General features: G+C 29.7%; 20 protein-coding genes. 1 reads left to right on the top strand and 19 read right to left on the bottom strand.

Annotated elements, in window-relative coordinates; translation table 11 throughout:
- Window positions 1–58: 58 nt before the first annotated feature.
- A complete protein-coding gene (locus tag HCG70_RS06935; protein WP_221697601.1) occupies window positions 59–463 on the bottom strand; it encodes a S9 family peptidase in 405 nt (134 codons plus the stop codon).
- Between the two features lie 148 nt (window positions 464–611).
- Complete coding sequence (locus HCG70_RS06930) at window positions 612–1,541, bottom strand: S9 family peptidase (protein WP_221697600.1); 930 nt, start codon at window positions 1,539–1,541, stop codon at window positions 612–614.
- 265 nt (window positions 1,542–1,806) lie between these two features.
- Between HCG70_RS06930 and HCG70_RS06925 the strand changes: the two genes are divergently transcribed.
- On the top strand, window positions 1,807–2,277 hold the full coding sequence (locus HCG70_RS06925; RefSeq protein WP_221697599.1) for a TetR/AcrR family transcriptional regulator: 471 nt from the start codon (window positions 1,807–1,809) through the stop codon (window positions 2,275–2,277).
- Between the two features lie 212 nt (window positions 2,278–2,489).
- On the opposite strand, the gene HCG70_RS06920 is transcribed toward HCG70_RS06925, so the two are convergent.
- The 17 genes from HCG70_RS06920 to HCG70_RS06840 all read right to left on the bottom strand — a co-directional run bounded on the left by HCG70_RS06920 (window position 2,490) and on the right by HCG70_RS06840 (window position 16,945).
- Window positions 2,490–2,972 carry a hypothetical protein gene (locus HCG70_RS06920; protein WP_221697598.1) on the bottom strand — a complete coding sequence of 161 codons (483 nt, stop codon included), beginning with the start codon at window positions 2,970–2,972 and terminating at the stop codon, window positions 2,490–2,492.
- Window positions 2,973–2,974: 2 nt separating this feature from the next.
- Window positions 2,975–3,535 carry an ImmA/IrrE family metallo-endopeptidase gene (locus HCG70_RS06915; RefSeq protein ID WP_221697597.1) on the bottom strand — a complete coding sequence of 187 codons (561 nt, stop codon included), beginning with the start codon at window positions 3,533–3,535 and terminating at the stop codon, window positions 2,975–2,977.
- A 267-nt stretch (window positions 3,536–3,802) separates the two neighbouring features.
- On the bottom strand, window positions 3,803–4,882 hold the full coding sequence (locus HCG70_RS06910) for an N-acetylmuramoyl-L-alanine amidase (RefSeq protein ID WP_221697596.1): 1,080 nt from the start codon (window positions 4,880–4,882) through the stop codon (window positions 3,803–3,805).
- A gap of 63 nt (window positions 4,883–4,945) precedes the next feature.
- The gene (locus HCG70_RS06905) at window positions 4,946–5,230 is read right to left on the bottom strand and encodes a phage holin family protein (RefSeq protein ID WP_154821211.1); all 285 of its coding nucleotides are present in this window, start codon (window positions 5,228–5,230) and stop codon (window positions 4,946–4,948) included.
- Window positions 5,231–5,245: 15 nt separating this feature from the next.
- The gene (locus HCG70_RS06900; protein ID WP_154821212.1) at window positions 5,246–5,476 is read right to left on the bottom strand and encodes a hemolysin XhlA family protein; all 231 of its coding nucleotides are present in this window, start codon (window positions 5,474–5,476) and stop codon (window positions 5,246–5,248) included.
- Window positions 5,477–5,595: 119 nt separating this feature from the next.
- The gene (locus HCG70_RS06895; RefSeq protein WP_221697595.1) at window positions 5,596–7,563 is read right to left on the bottom strand and encodes an SGNH/GDSL hydrolase family protein; all 1,968 of its coding nucleotides are present in this window, start codon (window positions 7,561–7,563) and stop codon (window positions 5,596–5,598) included.
- Window positions 7,564–7,588: 25 nt separating this feature from the next.
- On the bottom strand, window positions 7,589–9,919 hold the full coding sequence (locus tag HCG70_RS06890) for a phage tail spike protein (RefSeq protein WP_221697594.1): 2,331 nt from the start codon (window positions 9,917–9,919) through the stop codon (window positions 7,589–7,591).
- On the bottom strand, window positions 9,919–10,605 hold the full coding sequence (locus HCG70_RS06885) for a distal tail protein Dit (RefSeq protein ID WP_154821056.1): 687 nt from the start codon (window positions 10,603–10,605) through the stop codon (window positions 9,919–9,921). Before HCG70_RS06885 ends, HCG70_RS06890 begins: the two co-directional genes overlap by 1 nt.
- Window positions 10,598–14,059, bottom strand: a complete 3,462-nt coding sequence (locus tag HCG70_RS06880; RefSeq protein ID WP_260457798.1) for a phage tail tape measure protein — start codon at window positions 14,057–14,059, stop codon at window positions 10,598–10,600. Before HCG70_RS06880 ends, HCG70_RS06885 begins: the two co-directional genes overlap by 8 nt.
- Before the next feature lie 15 nt (window positions 14,060–14,074).
- Window positions 14,075–14,257, bottom strand: a complete 183-nt coding sequence (locus HCG70_RS06875) for a hypothetical protein (protein ID WP_055277089.1) — start codon at window positions 14,255–14,257, stop codon at window positions 14,075–14,077.
- Between the two features lie 56 nt (window positions 14,258–14,313).
- Entirely contained in the window at window positions 14,314–14,670 is a 357-nt protein-coding gene (locus HCG70_RS06870; protein ID WP_055277087.1) for a hypothetical protein, read from the bottom strand.
- A gap of 46 nt (window positions 14,671–14,716) precedes the next feature.
- Complete coding sequence (locus HCG70_RS06865; protein ID WP_154821058.1) at window positions 14,717–15,304, bottom strand: major tail protein; 588 nt, start codon at window positions 15,302–15,304, stop codon at window positions 14,717–14,719.
- Between the two features lie 2 nt (window positions 15,305–15,306).
- Window positions 15,307–15,651, bottom strand: a complete 345-nt coding sequence (locus tag HCG70_RS06860; RefSeq protein ID WP_221697593.1) for a prohead protease — start codon at window positions 15,649–15,651, stop codon at window positions 15,307–15,309.
- Complete coding sequence (locus HCG70_RS06855; RefSeq protein WP_055277081.1) at window positions 15,652–15,999, bottom strand: HK97-gp10 family putative phage morphogenesis protein; 348 nt, start codon at window positions 15,997–15,999, stop codon at window positions 15,652–15,654.
- The gene (locus tag HCG70_RS06850) at window positions 15,989–16,321 is read right to left on the bottom strand and encodes a phage head closure protein (protein WP_055277079.1); all 333 of its coding nucleotides are present in this window, start codon (window positions 16,319–16,321) and stop codon (window positions 15,989–15,991) included. The genes HCG70_RS06855 and HCG70_RS06850 overlap by 11 nt, the downstream gene beginning before the upstream one ends.
- Window positions 16,318–16,596, bottom strand: a complete 279-nt coding sequence (locus HCG70_RS06845; RefSeq protein ID WP_055277077.1) for a head-tail connector protein — start codon at window positions 16,594–16,596, stop codon at window positions 16,318–16,320. The genes HCG70_RS06850 and HCG70_RS06845 overlap by 4 nt, the downstream gene beginning before the upstream one ends.
- 40 nt (window positions 16,597–16,636) lie before the next feature.
- The gene (locus HCG70_RS06840; protein ID WP_221697614.1) at window positions 16,637–16,945 is read right to left on the bottom strand and encodes a collagen-like protein; all 309 of its coding nucleotides are present in this window, start codon (window positions 16,943–16,945) and stop codon (window positions 16,637–16,639) included.
- Between the last annotated feature and the right edge of the window lie 49 nt (window positions 16,946–16,994).

Below are 16,994 nucleotides of genomic sequence, written 5' to 3'. Positions count from 1 at the left end.
TTTATGTAACAATATATTAATATTGCGAAGCAGAAGAGTATGCGTATTTGTTCCTACTTTATTTTTCTACTGGCATATATTTATCTAAATACTCAACGACAGTATCCATACATTCTTCATATATTTTATCATCATTTTGAAGTCCATGTCCTGAATGTGATGCTTCAAAATACTTATAATCTACATTATTCTCTTCTAATGCATTTACTAAATGTCTTGCAGTTTTAAATGGACATATTTTATCGTATTTTCCATAAGTAATTACAGATGGAACTGAATTTTCATTAACCCACGCATAAGCTGATATAGGTTTCATTATTTCCTGAAGCTCATCTGTTCCGATTTTATCTTTATCTATTTCGCTACCAAGCATTACTCCAAATAATCCAGCTGCTGCTTCATTATTTTTATCTAGGTCATAAGTGTCCCAATCTTCTGCAAAGAAACTTGCTGGTCCAACCATTTCAAATGGATTGAAGAATGGTTTTTAAGAGGAATGCAAGAATCAGGCGAAGAAATGACAAGATTACTGAAAAATAGAAAACTATGAAAAAAGCAGTTAATCTGTAAGATTAACTGCTTTTGAATATTAAATGTTAGACTGTAGATTATTAGTTAAAATATCTTTTACAGTATTCCAAGGACATGTCGATAAATTCCTGCATTTTATCTAAGTCATTGTACATTCCGTGGTTAGATTTAGGAAATTCGATATAATCGTATGAAATTTCATATTTATCTAAAGAATCTATAAGATAGTTCTTTTGATTCAATGGAACGCAATGGTCACGCAATCCATACCCAAGTAGTGTAGGAACAGTATTTTCATTGACAAGACCTGAAGGAGATATTTTTTTGACTTGTTCCATATAATTTTTCTCGTTCAAATCAAAACCTGTCATCATTTTTAAAAACTCTTCACTTGAATTCCAACGATTAACTTTCATCAACAACGTCCAATCATTTGGTTCAAAATATGTTGGAGCTGCTAGTTGAAAAACAAATTTAACAGGTATTACAGAGTTAGAATTATAAGCTAGGTTCATTGCTAATGTTCCACCAGCAGAAACTCCGCTTGAAGCCATTGCAACTACATTGTATCCCAGTTCAGTTGTCTTTACTTTGATAGCTTCTATTGCATTTTCAATTTCTTCATTCATTAAAAAAATTGAAGCTTCCTTACCTTGATTTTGTAAAGTATAATCGACGGTTGCAGTAATGTACCCTTTTGACGCATAGTACTTACACCATATATCACCATCTTCTTTTGAGCCAGAATTAAAACTACCTCCATGAATAAATAGAATCAAATATTGTTTTTTTTCTTTATCTAAGTTTTTTGGAATGTATAAATCATATTTATTTCCATTCTCATTTTTGTAGTCTAAGTCTGTATATTTTGTTCCCACATTTTCGTTCCAATCCACTTCTATTAGTTTCATAGGAGCACTACCTAATGAGTGAATTCTTAAGATTGCACTAAGGCAAAAAATAACAAAAAACGTAAGAGCAAATATAAGATATTTTACTGATTTTTTCATATAATCCTATCCAGTATTGCTTTGCCACATACTGCTCCTGATACTATGGCAAGTACAATAATAATTAAAAGTATTACAATATCTCTTTTCTTCATATAATGTTCTCCAAATATTTACTAATCTTCATTCTTTTAAACTAACTACTTTTTTGGTATAATTTATAAGAAAATGTGAGACAATTGTATCATAAGAATATCTTTTTTTCAATATCACAAATACAATTGAGACAAATACTTGAAATTTGTCTCAGAAAGGAAATATGTAAATGAATTATATAAAAGAACAACTAGCACTTACACTTTTTGATTTGATTAAAACAAAGGAATTTCAAGATATATCCATATCTGAATTGGTTAATAAAGCAGGAGTTGGACGTGCTTCTTTTTATAGAAAATATACTTGTAAAGAAGATGTGTTAAGTCAATATATTATTGAAAAACTTGAACAATGGAAAAAAGATTTTGACGCTAATCCATCAGGTGATTTCGTTGTAAGTCTCTTCAATTATTTTTATGAAAATAAAGAACTCTATCTGCTATTATACAAAGCTAATCTTTCTAATTTACTTTACGAAGGCATACGTATTGTTAGTGGAATAAACTCACCACCTGACAATATTTCAACTTATACGGTCGCTACTTTTGCAGGCACTTTATTTGGATTGACGGATGAATGGATGCGAAGAGGTATGCTTGAAACGCCAGAAGAACTGCACTATATGTTAAATATGAAATGATATAAAAGATAATATTTTTTCTACTTTAAAATTCGCACTAAAATACAATTACAAACTAATTATAGCATATTTTGTAAACATAATGCTATTAATTAAATATTATAAATCTAATATGTAAATATAGGTTGTAGTTCTTGGTAGACTTTTTAAAAAGTTTCATTATGATACTTTTAATTTTTATATGATAATAGAAGGGATAGTCAAACTTAATCCTAACTATCCCTTCTATCGTTCCCATATATATGTTTTATAAGTTCTAACATAGATTTACTAGAATCCTCTGGGAATAAACTTTTAACAACTATAATAAACACACCTACTATTTCAGCAAAAACACTTACTATAATTAATCTAAAAGTCCATTCTTCCAAATTCCATATTTTTGTACCTTGTAAAACTACCATAAGTGCTATTAATACGGCTTCTGCAAATATAAGCTTTATTAAATTTTTACAAACCATTTCCTTTAATCCTAACTCTAATTTTCTTTCTGATTTCCATATATTTAATATTTCTATAAAATCAGAATTTGAATTACTTGTATGTTCAGAGTTTAAATTATTTCTGTCTAATGTTGATTCTATAACTCCATCATCAGAACTCTCTACGTCATCTATCATTACCTCATCTAGCCTAGGATTATTTTCTTCCTCAACCTCTATGCAATCGTCATCTAAATTCTCTGTATTCACCATTCTTATATTAACCCCAAATTCTTTAATCTAAATTTTATCGCTGGCTTAGAGACAAAAAATCTTTCACTTAACCATTCTATTATAAAACTTTCACTAACTCCTAAATTGTTTATAGATTTATATAATTCTCTTACTTTCTTTTCCGGCATTAGAATAGCGGCTGCAAACTGATTAGCTTCCTTCTCTTTAGGAAGTTGTGTGTTATACCCTGTTCTTCTATGCATATCTACAAACTCTTTTTGTGAATTACATTCTAAGTGTAAAAAATAATGTCCTAACTCATGTGCAATAGTAAACCTTTTTCTTTCAATTGAATCTTCTTCATTTACATATATATTAATATTATTATCTTCTTTTTTTATGGCTCCAGATACAGTATCATTTGAGAAACTATTGAAGTTACGATTAAATACCTTTATATTTAACCTTTTAGCTATATCTATAGGATCTACTGGTATATCTAAAATATCATAACTAGATAAGATCTCATTTGTCTTTTTTTCTATCTCTATCTTTTCCATATTAATCCCATCTTTCCCATTTAAATATATTATTCTCCCCATATATTACACCTCATTTTATTAAAGTATATCCTCATTTCAATTTAATATACAGTATATGCGTAATATATGGTATTATTGCTTATTTATACTTTATCATTCTATTGGGAAATGGACAAGTATTAATAAGCAAAAATTTTATATTTTTTTAAGGTTTTTTGAACTTTTTTTAACTTTTTGATGTGATTTTATATTAAATTTCATATTTTATATTTGGAAATAAAAAAGGCTAGTAAGCAAGATTTATCCTACCTACTAGCCTTTTTGTTATTATAAATTTAATAGTTTTCTCCAAGTATTTTGTCCAACAATTCCATCTGGTGTTAATCCATTATCCTTTTGGAATTTCACCACTGCATTATAAGTATCAGTTCCAAAATCTCCATCTGCTCCATACTTACCTAAATCATAACCCAAACTTATTAGTCTTTCTTGAGCCAATTTAGTTATATTACCTTCTGCACCTTTTTTTAATGTCGGGCATCCTTTTAATGTTTTATCTCCTGGATCTCCATCAACCTTTTGATTAGAGAATCCCTGCTTATTGCATTCTGATTGTAAATCTCTTACCCATTGTTTAAAATTAAAAGAAGTATTAGAATTATTAGCACCTGTTAATTCATATAGCTTATCAAATGTATTAGGTCCAGCTAATCCATCAACTTTTAAGCCATTATCTTTTTGGAATTGAATTAAACTGTCGTAAGTACCTTTACCCAATATTCCATCAGCTCCATATCCACCACAATTATATCCTAATGATATTAATAGAGTTTGAAGTTCTTTACATCTACTGCCAACATAATTTGCATACTCGGAATAATCTTCAACTGAAGTTGTAGGAGTTGTAACAACTATATTTTCTACTATAGAAGTATCGCCTAATTTCTTTTTGAAATTAAACCATCTACCCCAGTTATTAGATGACCAATTAGGACAAATTTTTCTTGATGCATCATAATGTCTCACTACATTAGTAGTAGATATATTATATTTATCCATTAAACTCTTAACTAATTCTAATGCATTAGCTTCTGTTTTTTTAGAAACTTTACCATCTGAATTGCAGCACATTTCTATAGAGATAGAATTTTGATTTGTTATATTGTATTTTCCTTTACCATCACCAACTGACCAAGCTGAATTATACTCTTCTACTACTTGTACTATTTCATTATCATCAACAAAATAATGAGCACTAGCCCCCCTATTGCCACCACAAAAATAAGTTCCGTTATTTTTAGCAGTATCTCCTTTATTTCCTGTGTAGTGAAGAACTATATATTTTATTGAGTTGCCGCCCCTAGATCCATAGTTATAAATTGAAATCATTCTTACTATTTTACTCATTTAAATCACTTTCCTTTATTATATATTTTTATAAATTAAAAGAGAGCCTATTGGCCCTCAAAATTATTCTGATTTATTTAATTGTTTGTATGTTTGATTTACTCCAACAGCTACTCCCCAACAAAGTATTCCGTATAAAACTCCATTAACAATAGTATCTAAAGCTACTTTGTATTGGGTATTTATAATATTTAATAATACAGCTATAGTAATTGAGAATAACATTAATAATGAAGTTATAAACTTATCTGGTACAGTTTCTAGCTTTTTAAGAAATACACCTACTACATATGTTGCAACAATAACAATAATTAAAAATTCAGGTATAAAAGTCATTAAATTTTCCATGATTAACGCACTCCTCTATTTAAAATTTATTAAAAAGGCAATTACTGTACTTATTAAAGCACCAGCAATCGCTCTCCATAGCCATGTATTAGAATTTTCTAAGTCAGATATTCTATTATTTGCTACTTTAATTTTTTCTTCTTGTAGTTGAAATTTTAAGTCAGTATTTTCAGCATTGCTTTTTAATGTTGATTTTATTTCTGCTATACTTTCTTTAATTTCATAAAGAATATTTTCTTCTGCCATGCTTCACCTTCTTTTCTCCAATCACTTGGAATTTTAAATATAAAAAAGAAGCTAGATTTTACTCTAACTTCTGACTTATTTTTGATTTAGTTTTACGAACAATATTTATCAATTATTCATTAAATATCATATTCATCAACATTGTAGTTATACTGTACATATCTACTCGCTATCTGCTTAGCTATATACTCACCATGTTTATATGCTCCGTTACTATTTTCGTGAAGTCCGTCCCATAAATACCTACCATTACTTCCATTATTGTTTTCGTATAAACCACAAATACCACATTCACCACCTACGTCTAAAACTGGTATTGATAATCTGTGACAAACATCTTTTATTATTTTTCCTTTATCCCTTATAGAAGCATATTCCTTTATGCCTTGTGCGGCTTGATTTGGAGTACAAATAAATATTTGAGAATTTAACCATTTAGTTGTTAATTTTTCTACTGCATATCTTATCGCACCACTCCATGTCTTTAAGTCAACACTTGATAATGGTATATAGCTATTACTTTCATTAGTAAATTGTTTCTTTATATCTTCTGTAGTACCTCTCCAATCGTTAGTACCAGCACTAATAATAATTATGTCGGGTGTTGGATAACTTCCGTTAATAGCTTTATAAACTTGATTAGATATAACATTGTTATTTCCGCTAGTTGTTCCATCTACTATAGTGTCATCTTCATTACACCACTTAGCACCGCCAACAGCTAAATTAGTCCATGTTTTAGGCTTTATAATTTGTTTAAATCTTTGTACCCACCCAATTTCAGTTTCGGTTATACTATCACCTAAAACCATTATATTTTTATCTTCCCATTGTTTCTTTTTAAAAGTATCTGGTATAGTTATTGGAGTATATTGTCTTTCAAAACTTCTATACACTTCATTTCCTTGTGAGTTAATAACGTTTATACCAAGCTCATTTCCTATAACACCAGCATTTGTAATAATAGCAAGTGTGATACAATTTTTACATTCAGTTTGCCCATATATAACCTTTAATCTATTACTTTGAGGAAGTGATAAGTCTACAACTAACATCAATGTCCAATAGTAAGTTTGCATATTTGCAATTTGTTCTGTTATATCTAAAACTGTATTATAATCAGCACATTGAACATAATCATTTCCTCCACTAAAAACATAAAGAGGGTTTGCATTAACTCTTACTGTTTTATTTTTTAAATCTATTGTTATACTAGATGGATTATAAATGTTTCCCCAAGGTCTCTTTAATCTTTGTTGGTCTATCTCTCCATCAGCTATATGTGTTTTTAAAATAGAACCATCACCTATGACTTTTCCTTGGTACTCTCCACCTTCAACCCATGAAGTTCCGTTATGATAACACCATTTAGTACCAGCTATATACATTTTCCCATCATCTGTTGGATGAGCTTGTTTTAACGCTTCTAAATTATCATAAACTCCACTCGGTCTACTTTCTCTAAGGGCATTTATTTTTGTATTTAATGCTTCTACTGTTATCTTATCAGCTTTATCGTTAGCCAAAGTATTCACTTCACTTTTTTTAGCATAATTATTTTTCATTTCTTGAACATTATTATCCAATTGTTCGTCAATTTTTTTTACTTTTGTAAGTAAATTAGCCTCTCCATCTCTAGCTGCAGCTATCTCTCTTTTATAATTATCATATTCATTTAAAGATGATAGAGCAGTAAGTAAAGCTCCAAATTCATTTGTACTTACTACAGCTTTTTCTGAATTAATACTTTCCTTAACATCCATATAAAAAATACTTGATGTTAATTTTTTATCTTCTTCTATAACCATTAATTCTAGTTTAACAGTTCCAGCTACTGCTAACATTTGGGTAGTAAGCTCTAAAATACAATAACCTTTAGCTGCATCAGTAATTATTAAATCATTAAATACTTCTGTCCTATCTGGTTTAACTGCATAGACTCTAACACTTCTGTTTTCTAAACTAAAAGGTATAGATCCATCTAGTAAATTAAAAAGCAAGAATCTACTTTTAGTATCTCCTTGCTTAGCTATCAAAGTATTATATAAATTTTTATTTATATCAAATTTAATTATCTTTGTATTCATTTTCTTCCTTTCTATAAGCTTTGCTTTAAGCTATGCTTATTTCTATATTCATTGTTATTTCTCTATCTGTTTCAATAATAAATCTATTTTCTTCTTTAGAAATTATTGCATAATCGCCGAATCCAAACTTAGCTACACCAACAATATCATAATCTCTCCCTAAATATTCATTTGGTATATTCAACACAATTTTATTATCTTTACTAGTAATATTCTTATAAACATATCTAATATTATCTGTACTATTAGTTTCTAAAGCACTAACTTCTGCTATTGTTCTAGTTTCAGTATTTGCATAAGTGTTGGTTAATGTATAATTTGCTAATTTTACATTATGAAGGGTATAAGCTTGAAAATTCCAATTTCCAAAGCTTGTTATAGTGTCGCCTGTACCTGCAAAACATTCCTCACTTACTATTAATCTAGCAGTAAGCGAATCAGCATTTTTATATCCTAAAATTACCCCGTTATCCCCATATAATCCTAGTAATTTTTTAGTTATTCCTGTCCCATTGTTATAGGTCGATGTTCCTGTAATGGTTGCATATGAGTTATCTGAAGCTGACTTTACTCTAATCCCACCATTAAAAAAGGCTCTTGCATAAAAGGAAATACCTTTATTTTTTTGAAAACCATCAACAAGTTGGTCTGAGCTCCACATTTCTAAAAAATTGTATTGTGTATCACTTGTGGTCCAGCCATCATTTAGATTTTCTTTATCTATATGAGAGAAACCAATAAAATCTGAATGCCTCGGCATTGCAAATACAATACCGTTCATATCTCTATTTTCAGTAAAATTAGCACTTGCAACCCTTAATACTTGCTCTTGCCTGTGCCAATCTTGAAAAGTTAATCCACCAGCATTTAAACCAACCCATTCATCACCATTTGCACTTCTTAATTCTCCAGTAATTTGTGCTTCACCAGTATCTAAATTTATCCAAGACTCCCCATTTAACGCTCTAATTATCCCTGTTTTAATTAGATTTGCATTCAATACTCCAGCTACTATATAATCTGCATAAAAACCTTGTCCTGTTCCGAATGTTTTAAAATCCCATTCTTTAGTTCCAGGTTTAAAAGAACTTGCTATCTCAAACCCCATAGTCCCTAAACACATACAACCAAATGTAGGGCTATCTTCTACTCTATCTTCAAAAATTATAGCTCTTACATCTTGTGGTTGTGCTATATCTTTAAGAGCCTTAAATTGAGTTTTTATTGCATTAATAGCTCCTTCAACAGTTCCAGCATTAACGCTCCCATTATCATTTAAAATATTATCCACTTGACTTTGTATATCAGCTTGTTTATTAAAAAAATTACTAACTGCATTCCCTAATTCTATAGATGTATATTCTCCAGTAATTAAATCTCTTTCATAATCTATTACCCTTGCTTTAACATCTATATCTAAATGCTTTATATAACAAGTTACTGTATCTCCTTTGTTAACTTCAACAAGCATTTTAAAATCTTTATATGCTGTAGTATTAGCTAGATTAATCATATCAATTTTATAGTTAACTGTTGGTTTATCTATATCATTTTCATAAAGTAAATTACATTGTCTAATTAATTCAGCTCTAGCTTCTTCTATTGTGTCAAAACCTTCTTCATCATCAGAACTCTCCTTAACTTTTACATCAGAAAATTCTATAACCCTCATTTTAGGTTGAGTATATTTATTTATTAAAGGACTATCTACCCATGGAGTTTCACCATCTAACATTATTCCATCATATCCAACTGGAATTATCCTAGTTACAACTTCTTCTATATTTACATCTTCTTCTATTTCATTAAGATTATATCCAAATTCAACTCTTACTCCATTGTCAGAGCCGATTTTATCATTTATGTAAACATCAAAGTTTTCACAATAGAACTCTCCACCCCACCTATTTAAGAAAGAGTTTTCTTCATTACCTAAAAGAGCTTCTACAATGTTTTTCCTAACATAATAGGCTGTACTTAAATTTGAAATATTACTATGTCCTGTAAATCCTGTATCTGCTAAAATTATATCTAAAGCTTCTTGCCCTATTTTATTAGTAGGTCTTACATCTAATAAAACTTTATCTATTAAATCATAAAAAATAGGCCTTGCATAAGCTGTTACACTATACAATTCCCTAACTACATTATATATTCTATAAAATTTTTTCTTCCCGTTTTCTTCAGCAGCAATAACATTTTCAAAATTAATATACTTCCATCTTCCGTCTTCATCTAAAAAATGTTCTAAGGTTAATTCCTTTTCACTCTCTTTATAAGTACATGAAGTTGGATCTAATGTTATATCTCCGTTTTTATCATAATTAGTATTAGTTTTTAAATATATTTCTATCATTACAAGCACCTCAAATTAGGAGTAATATAAATTACAAATCCCTCTGTCCAAGAAAAAGTATTTTCTCCTTCTAATAAATACATATCTTCATATCTACCTTCTAAAGCTACATTATCTACTATTCCTTCTCTATAACATAAACCTTTATCAGTATCTATTATTAACTCTTGCCCTATATTAGCTTTGATAACGTTATTGTTTATATTAAGAGTTAAATACCCTTCTCCTAATATTCTATAAACAGGCTTAGAAATTAAATAATTATTACATAGAAATGAGCTTAACTCTCTTTCATTTTCATCTATATAAACATATGGCTCACATGTAAATATAGCATTAAATTTACCTATCTTTTTTATTGACCTTTCAGGAGTATCTATGGTTACTTTATTAACTCTATAAAATACTTCTAGATCATCACTAAACTTTAATTTACTGTTAACTTTGCTTAATAACCATTCTTTTATAATTCTAAAATCTTTATCCCAGGAATATTTAGACATAAAATTAAATGATATAGGTATCTCTATATCATTGTAGCCTTTTTCTCTATATAAAGTTTTTCCACCCGGAACTTTTATCTCCTCATATTCCATAACAGGTGAAGGTTTATATGGTTTGCTTACTATCAATAAATTAACATCTAAATTAGTTTTATCATTATAAATAATAAAATATTTACCCAAATGTTAAACCACCTTTGCTCTTTTTATAATTGTTAGTACTTCTTCCTACAGATTTAACTACTTGTTTAGTAGTCTTTTCTATAATTTCCTTTTCACCTAAAAATACATGAATTTCTATATTATTAGAATTTTCACTAGTTACTAATCCAGCTATAGCCTTAGCTGTTTGAATCGCTGTATCTTTTATCATATTCTCACTCTGTAAGTGATTTTTTATTTTAGTTCCTCTAGGTAATTCAACTACTTCATACCCTCTTTCATTTATTGAAGTTAATCCCCCTTGGAAATATGAAGTTCCTAAAGCATTAGCTCCTATTGTAGCTCCACTCATTTTTTCGGTATAAGTAACAGTTTTCATATACTTTGTTTCTGGTTGCCAATTACTCCACCATCTTTTTATCTTATCCCAAGCCGTTAATACTGTTCCTGTTTGAGTGTTGACTTCATTATCTAAGTCAGAATTAATTTCTCGCATTTTTTCTATTGCATTTAATCTTGTCTCTTCTGCCTTTTCAATAACTCCATCTCTTTGTCTTTTAGCATCTTCAATCATTTTATCAGCTTGTTCTGCACTAATTACTCCTGATTCATCTCTTAATCTTGTAATAGTAGCAATTCTTTTCTCATACTCATCATTAGCAGTTGCTACTGCTTTATCTCTACTCTCATTTAATTTAGCAATATGTTCTGCTGCTTGCTCTGCTGTGATTCTTCCATCATAATCTTTCATTCTTTGAAGTATTACTTGGGCTTCAACCTCATTTTCACTTAATGCTTTTACTGCATTTTCTCTCATTTGATTTTGAAGTTCTGTTATTTGTCGAGTTTCTTCTTGTGTTAAAGCTCTTTTTTCTTGACTAGCAGTATTTATAATCTGATTTATTTGATTTTCAAATTCCTGTGTTTGAATTTTTTTATCTTCATAGAAAGTTCCTGTATTAGCTATAATATTAGCTTGCTCCTCAGCCGTTAAAGTGCTTTGTAAACTAAACATTTCTTGTAATTGAGCTATACTATCATTTTTTTGTTTCTCATAACCAGAAATTATTTGAGTACTCATTTCATTAAATTTAGCTGTCATATCAGTTTTTATTTGTTCTGAAATAGTAGTAGAATTAATATATAAGCTTTGCATTTCATTTCTAGCACTATCATCTAACTCTATGTAAGCTCCAACAGCTTCTTTAGTTGAATCACTTATTTTAATTACTGTAGCTTCTAGTGAGTTAGCCATATATTGACCTGAAGAATTAACTGTATTAGCTGTATATTCAACTTTATCTGCAAATAAATCAACTTCCGGAATTACTTCTTCATTAAGCCCCTTGTAAACAAGATAAACAGCTCCTGCTATTGCTGCTCCCGCTGCAACATAAGGCGCAGCCGCAACAACTACTCCTCCCAAAGAACTTGCAAGTCCTGCCATTCCACTAACTCCACCAGCTATTCCTGCAGCACTTCCTACAGCGCTAGTTGCAGTTGATGCTACCCCCAATGTAGATGATAAAGTCCCTGCTAATTTTGTAACACTTCCTATCCCTTGAGCGAGTTTCCCTACAGTACCTATTACTGGCCCTACGGCTGCACTTAAAGTAGCAAACTTGATTATATTCTCTTTAGTTGCAGGGCTTAAATTATTAAATTTTCCAATTAAATCCTTTATAATAACAAGTCCATCTTTTACAACTGGAAGTAATTCAACTCCTATCTCTCTTGCCATATCAACTATTTCATTTTTTAACATTTTAATTTGACTTTCAGTAGTAGCATATCTCTGATTGGCTTCATTAGTTAATGCAGTATTTTCTTCCCATGCTTCTGTTCCTAACGCTATTGTTTCATTAAATAAATCACTAGCACTACTAGCTCTTAATAAGCTATCTCTTAATCTAACTTCTGTAATTCCCATATCATCTAAAACTTTAATAGAACTGCTTCCTTGCTCTTCCGCTTTTGAAAGTCCTTGAATAAATGATATTAACGCTCCAGTAGCATCTTCCTTAAATGCTTTACTGAACTCATTTGTTGTCATTCCCGCAACACTTGCAAAATCTTTCAAACTATCATTTCCAGTTTCAACTGCCAATTGCATACTAACCATAACTTTAGAAAATGCACTACCTCCAGCTTCTGCCTCAATACCTACACTAGATAAAGCCGCTGCTAAAGATACTATATTTGCTTCTGTCATTCCAACTTGAGTACCTGCTCCAGCTAATCTCATAGCCATAGAAACTATATCAGCTTCTGTGGTTGCTGAATTATTACCTAGAGCAACAATTGTGCTCCCTAACCTATCAAATTCAGTTTGTGCCATTCCTGTTATATTAGCAAATTTAGCAAGCTGACTTGCTCCTTCTTCTCCTGTTAAATTTGTAGCATTTCCCAAATCTATAATAACCTTAGTAAATCCCAAAATATTATCTGTTTGTATTCCTAATTGTCCTGCTGCTTCTGCAACTGCTGCAATCTCTTCAGCGCTTGAAGGAAGTTCTTTAGACATATCTTTTATACCTTGTTCAAGTTCTGCTATTTGTTCTGTTGTTCCATCTACTGTCTTTTTAACTCCAGCAAATGCACTTTCCCAATCAACTTGTGCTTTTATAGCCGCTGTACCCATAGCAACTACTGGTAGTGTTACAGTTTTAGTTAATGCGCTTCCTATTTTAGTAGACTTTTCTCCAAAGTTAGAAATATTCTCTCCTGCCTTTTGAAGGCTTTCTCCAGCCTGTGCCCACTTCGAATTTTGCCTATCTAACTCTTCACTTGTACTTTTAAGTTGGGATTCAACTCTAGTCAATTGAGCTTCTGCTTCATTTAATTTAATTTTATGATTATTAACAGTTTTAATATTTTTATCTACTACATCCTTTTGTTCTTGATACGCTTGTCTACTCTCATCTAGTTTCTCTTTATTTTTTTCTACGGCATTAGAAGCTTCCTCTAAAGCCTTCTTCTGTTCTTTTACTGCTTTAGACCCCTCTATAACATATCTCATATGCATTTGTGCTTGCGAACTATTTTTGCCTTGCTCTTTTGTAACTTCTTCAAGTTGTTTTTTCCAGAATTCTAAACTATTTTCAGCTTCATCTAATTTCTTTTTTTCTTCGTCATATACTTTTACAGATTTTCTATATTCATCATTTAAATTAGATTTTGTTTTCTTTAATTCATTAAGTTTATCATTATTTTCTTTAGCTTTGTTACTAGCTTTTTCTATACTATCTTTATATAAATTAATTTTATCTTTAAGAGTTTCTGTTTGTTTAACTAAAGCTTGTTGCTTGTATGTTAAATCGCTTGTATTTTTCCCAAAATAATTTAATCTTTCACCTGCAAGCTTTATTTCACTTTGAGTAAGCTTATACTGTGAATTTATTTCTTTTAACTTTTTATTATGCTCGTTATCATCTATTGTAAATATTGTGCTGACTTTTCTTATAGATTCACTCAATTTCCCACCCCCTTTTTAAAAAAGTTCTGAAAAGCTTTCTACATATACCTCTTCCTCTTCTTGTTTTGAATTTCCAAAGATAGAATCAATAGTTTCTCCAACAATTTCTCTTAAATTATTTTTGAAATAGTTACTATGTAATTCTTCTAAGATTAAAATTTGTCTTAATGTTGAATTTAAAAATTGATTTTCTGACATATTTAATTGATGTATTGCAACATAATAAAAATAATCTAAGTTAAAATCTTTAATCTCTACTTCTTTTCCTTGATTTTTTGATTTTTTTTTACTTCTGATTTAACTTCAAATTCTGATACTCCAGTTAACTCTTGATCAAGTAAATCTAAAGTTATATTGCTTAGAGTTTCAATTGTTTTTATATTAATCAACATAGTATTTTTAACATCTTCTTCTGAAATATCCTTATTGGCCATACATCTTATAATCGCTGGTAGCTTTTCAAAATTATTTTCAAAGGCATATTGATAAATTAATAAGAATGCATTTCCATATTCTTTATGCATTTTTATTAATGCATTAAAATCTAGTTTTAATTCTATTTCCTCATCTTTTATTTTTATCTTATAACTTTTAATTTCATTTACTAACACAATTACCTCCACTAATAAGGTAGCCTAAGCTACCTTTAAATTTTTATTAAACATCTGAAATAACTTTTTCTGTAGGTATTACCACTGCCTTTCCCCATTTCTCAGCATGAGTTTCTAAATTGAAACCTTCATCACTTGTTTTTACACTATGTTTCCATATACCATTTTCTAAAGGCATAAACAATCCAGAAATTGAAACAGTTTGATACTCTGTTTTTCCTTCTTTTGTTTTGGCTTTATCCTCAGGAATACTTAATTTACCTTTAAATAGTGTTAAATATTCTTTAACACCACCACTCAATGTTTTTTCTACCATTAAAGCAATATATGGTGGTTGGTCATCAGCACTTTCTATGATCCCTCCATCAGAAGCTATCTTTTTACCAAATAAAACAGCATAGTTAGCTGTATCTATTGAAGCAAAATCTAATGTAACTTCAATATCCCCTAACGAATTTTCACTATCATACAATCTATTTTCTGCATACATAGTAGCTTGTTCTTCATTTGCTGTTACAGATATTTCTCTTAAACCTGGTAAGTACTTAGCGGTTTCATAAGTTGGAGAATCTCCATCTGTAGTTAAAACTGCATAATACGCTTTCTCTACACCTGTTGTAATTTTCTTTGCCATTTCTATTCCTCACTTTCATAATTAAATCTCAAAATATAATGAAAGAGCTTGGGATTTTCTTCGTATAAAGAACCTCTAAACTCTTTTATAAAGTCATTTTCTTTCATTACATTTTTTATAACCTTAACTATTGATGCATAACTTCCTTTTGTAAATACATCAATTTGTATTCTATAATTTGTTTCTATTTCTTCATTTTCCGCAAATAGTGAACCTTCTTCATTTAAAATTTCATATTCAATATAAGGAGCTATTGTATTATTAGGAGCTTTTAAAAGATATATTTTATCATTAACTAAACTTGATATTCTTTCATCAAATAGAATTTTTCTTAATAATTCTTCCATCTACTTAAGCACCTCATTAGCTATAATTTTTACTGCTTTATCAGATACTTTATCTACAGCCTTACTAAAGAATCCTATATGTTTTTTATTATCACTAGATCCAAACTCATTATATATATCTTCTACTGTATCACCTCTTATTTCAAAACCTAAATTTCCATCAAATCTTTTTATATTGCTTTTCCATCTCTTTTTCATATTCCCAGTTGCAACTGGAGAATTATCAATTACAGCTTGTTTTACTATTTCAGCACCTTCTTTTAATGCTGCTCTCTTTTTTTTATCAGAGATATTCATATCATCTAAATCTTTAAAAATATCTTCAAAACCCCTTATCTCAATTGCCATTATTAATCACCTGCAATTTAGCCTTTATTTTAAGCTCTTTATTTAAATATTTAATATTATCAATTTCTAATATTTCATATCTTTGTTTATTGAACATAATAAAGCAATCCATATCGATATTTTTATAGTATCTAGTATAGAAACTCGTTACATTTTCAGATATTACTTGTTTACTATTCCAATATTCTTTACCATAAAGATTATTAATATCTGCCCAAGCTTTTTGAAAAGTAACATATTCCTCTATTGGAAACCCCTCCTTATCATAGGTTGTTTCTAATCTTTGAAATTCAATTCTATGTCTTAAACTTCCTATATTCATATAGCATCACCTTGAGTATATTTCAGCTGAACGATTATAGTATCTAATCCAAAAGCTATTTTACTTACATTTTTTCCTGCAGTTTCAACAGCTCTATTTTCATACCAATGAGATATCAGTATTTTTATAGCAAGCTTATACAACTCTTTAGTGTAATCCTTCTTTATACCAGCATTGGTTAGATACTCTTCCGCTGCAATTTGTAATCCTTCAATAAATGAATCTTCCTCTTCTCCATCTATTCTAAGAAATAATTTTAATTCTTCTAAATCCATAATTCACCTCTAAAAAAGAATGAAATTTAACTCTCACTCTTTATGATTGGTTCATATATCCTTTTGCTTTTAAGTCTGCAATTAGCGCATTATATGCCGTCGCTATTTGTTCAGCGCTAACAGAATTTGTTTCTAGTTCAGCTATATTATCTAATTTAGTAATAACAGCATCTTTACCCTTTGCACCGGTTTCTCCTTTGTCACCTTTTGGTCCTGTTGCTCCTTGTGGACCTGCTGGCCCTTGAGGTCCAGGGGTAAGTTCTATATTAAAAATCCCTTCCTCAATATGATCCATTTTTTCTTTAGTTATAATATCGCCATTATTCCATGTTTGTTTTTGATAAGCCATTGTTATTCACCTCTCCCTATTTCAGCTTTACCTATCTTAGCTTTACCAA

Source organism: Clostridium sp. K04, assembly GCF_019734375.1.
Lineage (GTDB): Bacteria > Bacillota > Clostridia > Clostridiales > Clostridiaceae > Clostridium > Clostridium saudiense.
Note: the sequence above shows the minus strand (reverse complement) of the source record. Positions and strands in the feature narration are given on the sequence as shown.

Coding starts and splice junctions, on each gene's coding strand:
- HCG70_RS06935 (WP_221697601.1), bottom strand. CDS start 463: ATGGTTGGACCAGCAAGTTTCTTTGCAGAAGATTGGGACACTTATGAC.
- HCG70_RS06930 (WP_221697600.1), bottom strand. CDS start 1,541: ATGAAAAAATCAGTAAAATATCTTATATTTGCTCTTACGTTTTTTGTT.
- HCG70_RS06925 (WP_221697599.1), top strand. CDS start 1,807: ATGAATTATATAAAAGAACAACTAGCACTTACACTTTTTGATTTGATT.
- HCG70_RS06920 (WP_221697598.1), bottom strand. CDS start 2,972: ATGGTGAATACAGAGAATTTAGATGACGATTGCATAGAGGTTGAGGAA.
- HCG70_RS06915 (WP_221697597.1), bottom strand. CDS start 3,535: ATGGGGAGAATAATATATTTAAATGGGAAAGATGGGATTAATATGGAA.
- HCG70_RS06910 (WP_221697596.1), bottom strand. CDS start 4,882: ATGAGTAAAATAGTAAGAATGATTTCAATTTATAACTATGGATCTAGG.
- HCG70_RS06905 (WP_154821211.1), bottom strand. CDS start 5,230: ATGGAAAATTTAATGACTTTTATACCTGAATTTTTAATTATTGTTATT.
- HCG70_RS06900 (WP_154821212.1), bottom strand. CDS start 5,476: ATGGCAGAAGAAAATATTCTTTATGAAATTAAAGAAAGTATAGCAGAA.
- HCG70_RS06895 (WP_221697595.1), bottom strand. CDS start 7,563: ATGAATACAAAGATAATTAAATTTGATATAAATAAAAATTTATATAAT.
- HCG70_RS06890 (WP_221697594.1), bottom strand. CDS start 9,919: ATGATAGAAATATATTTAAAAACTAATACTAATTATGATAAAAACGGA.
- HCG70_RS06875 (WP_055277089.1), bottom strand. CDS start 14,257: ATGTCAGAAAATCAATTTTTAAATTCAACATTAAGACAAATTTTAATC.
- HCG70_RS06865 (WP_154821058.1), bottom strand. CDS start 15,304: ATGGCAAAGAAAATTACAACAGGTGTAGAGAAAGCGTATTATGCAGTT.
- HCG70_RS06860 (WP_221697593.1), bottom strand. CDS start 15,651: ATGGAAGAATTATTAAGAAAAATTCTATTTGATGAAAGAATATCAAGT.
- HCG70_RS06855 (WP_055277081.1), bottom strand. CDS start 15,999: ATGGCAATTGAGATAAGGGGTTTTGAAGATATTTTTAAAGATTTAGAT.
- HCG70_RS06850 (WP_055277079.1), bottom strand. CDS start 16,321: ATGAATATAGGAAGTTTAAGACATAGAATTGAATTTCAAAGATTAGAA.
- HCG70_RS06845 (WP_055277077.1), bottom strand. CDS start 16,596: ATGGATTTAGAAGAATTAAAATTATTTCTTAGAATAGATGGAGAAGAG.
- HCG70_RS06840 (WP_221697614.1), bottom strand. CDS start 16,945: ATGGCTTATCAAAAACAAACATGGAATAATGGCGATATTATAACTAAA.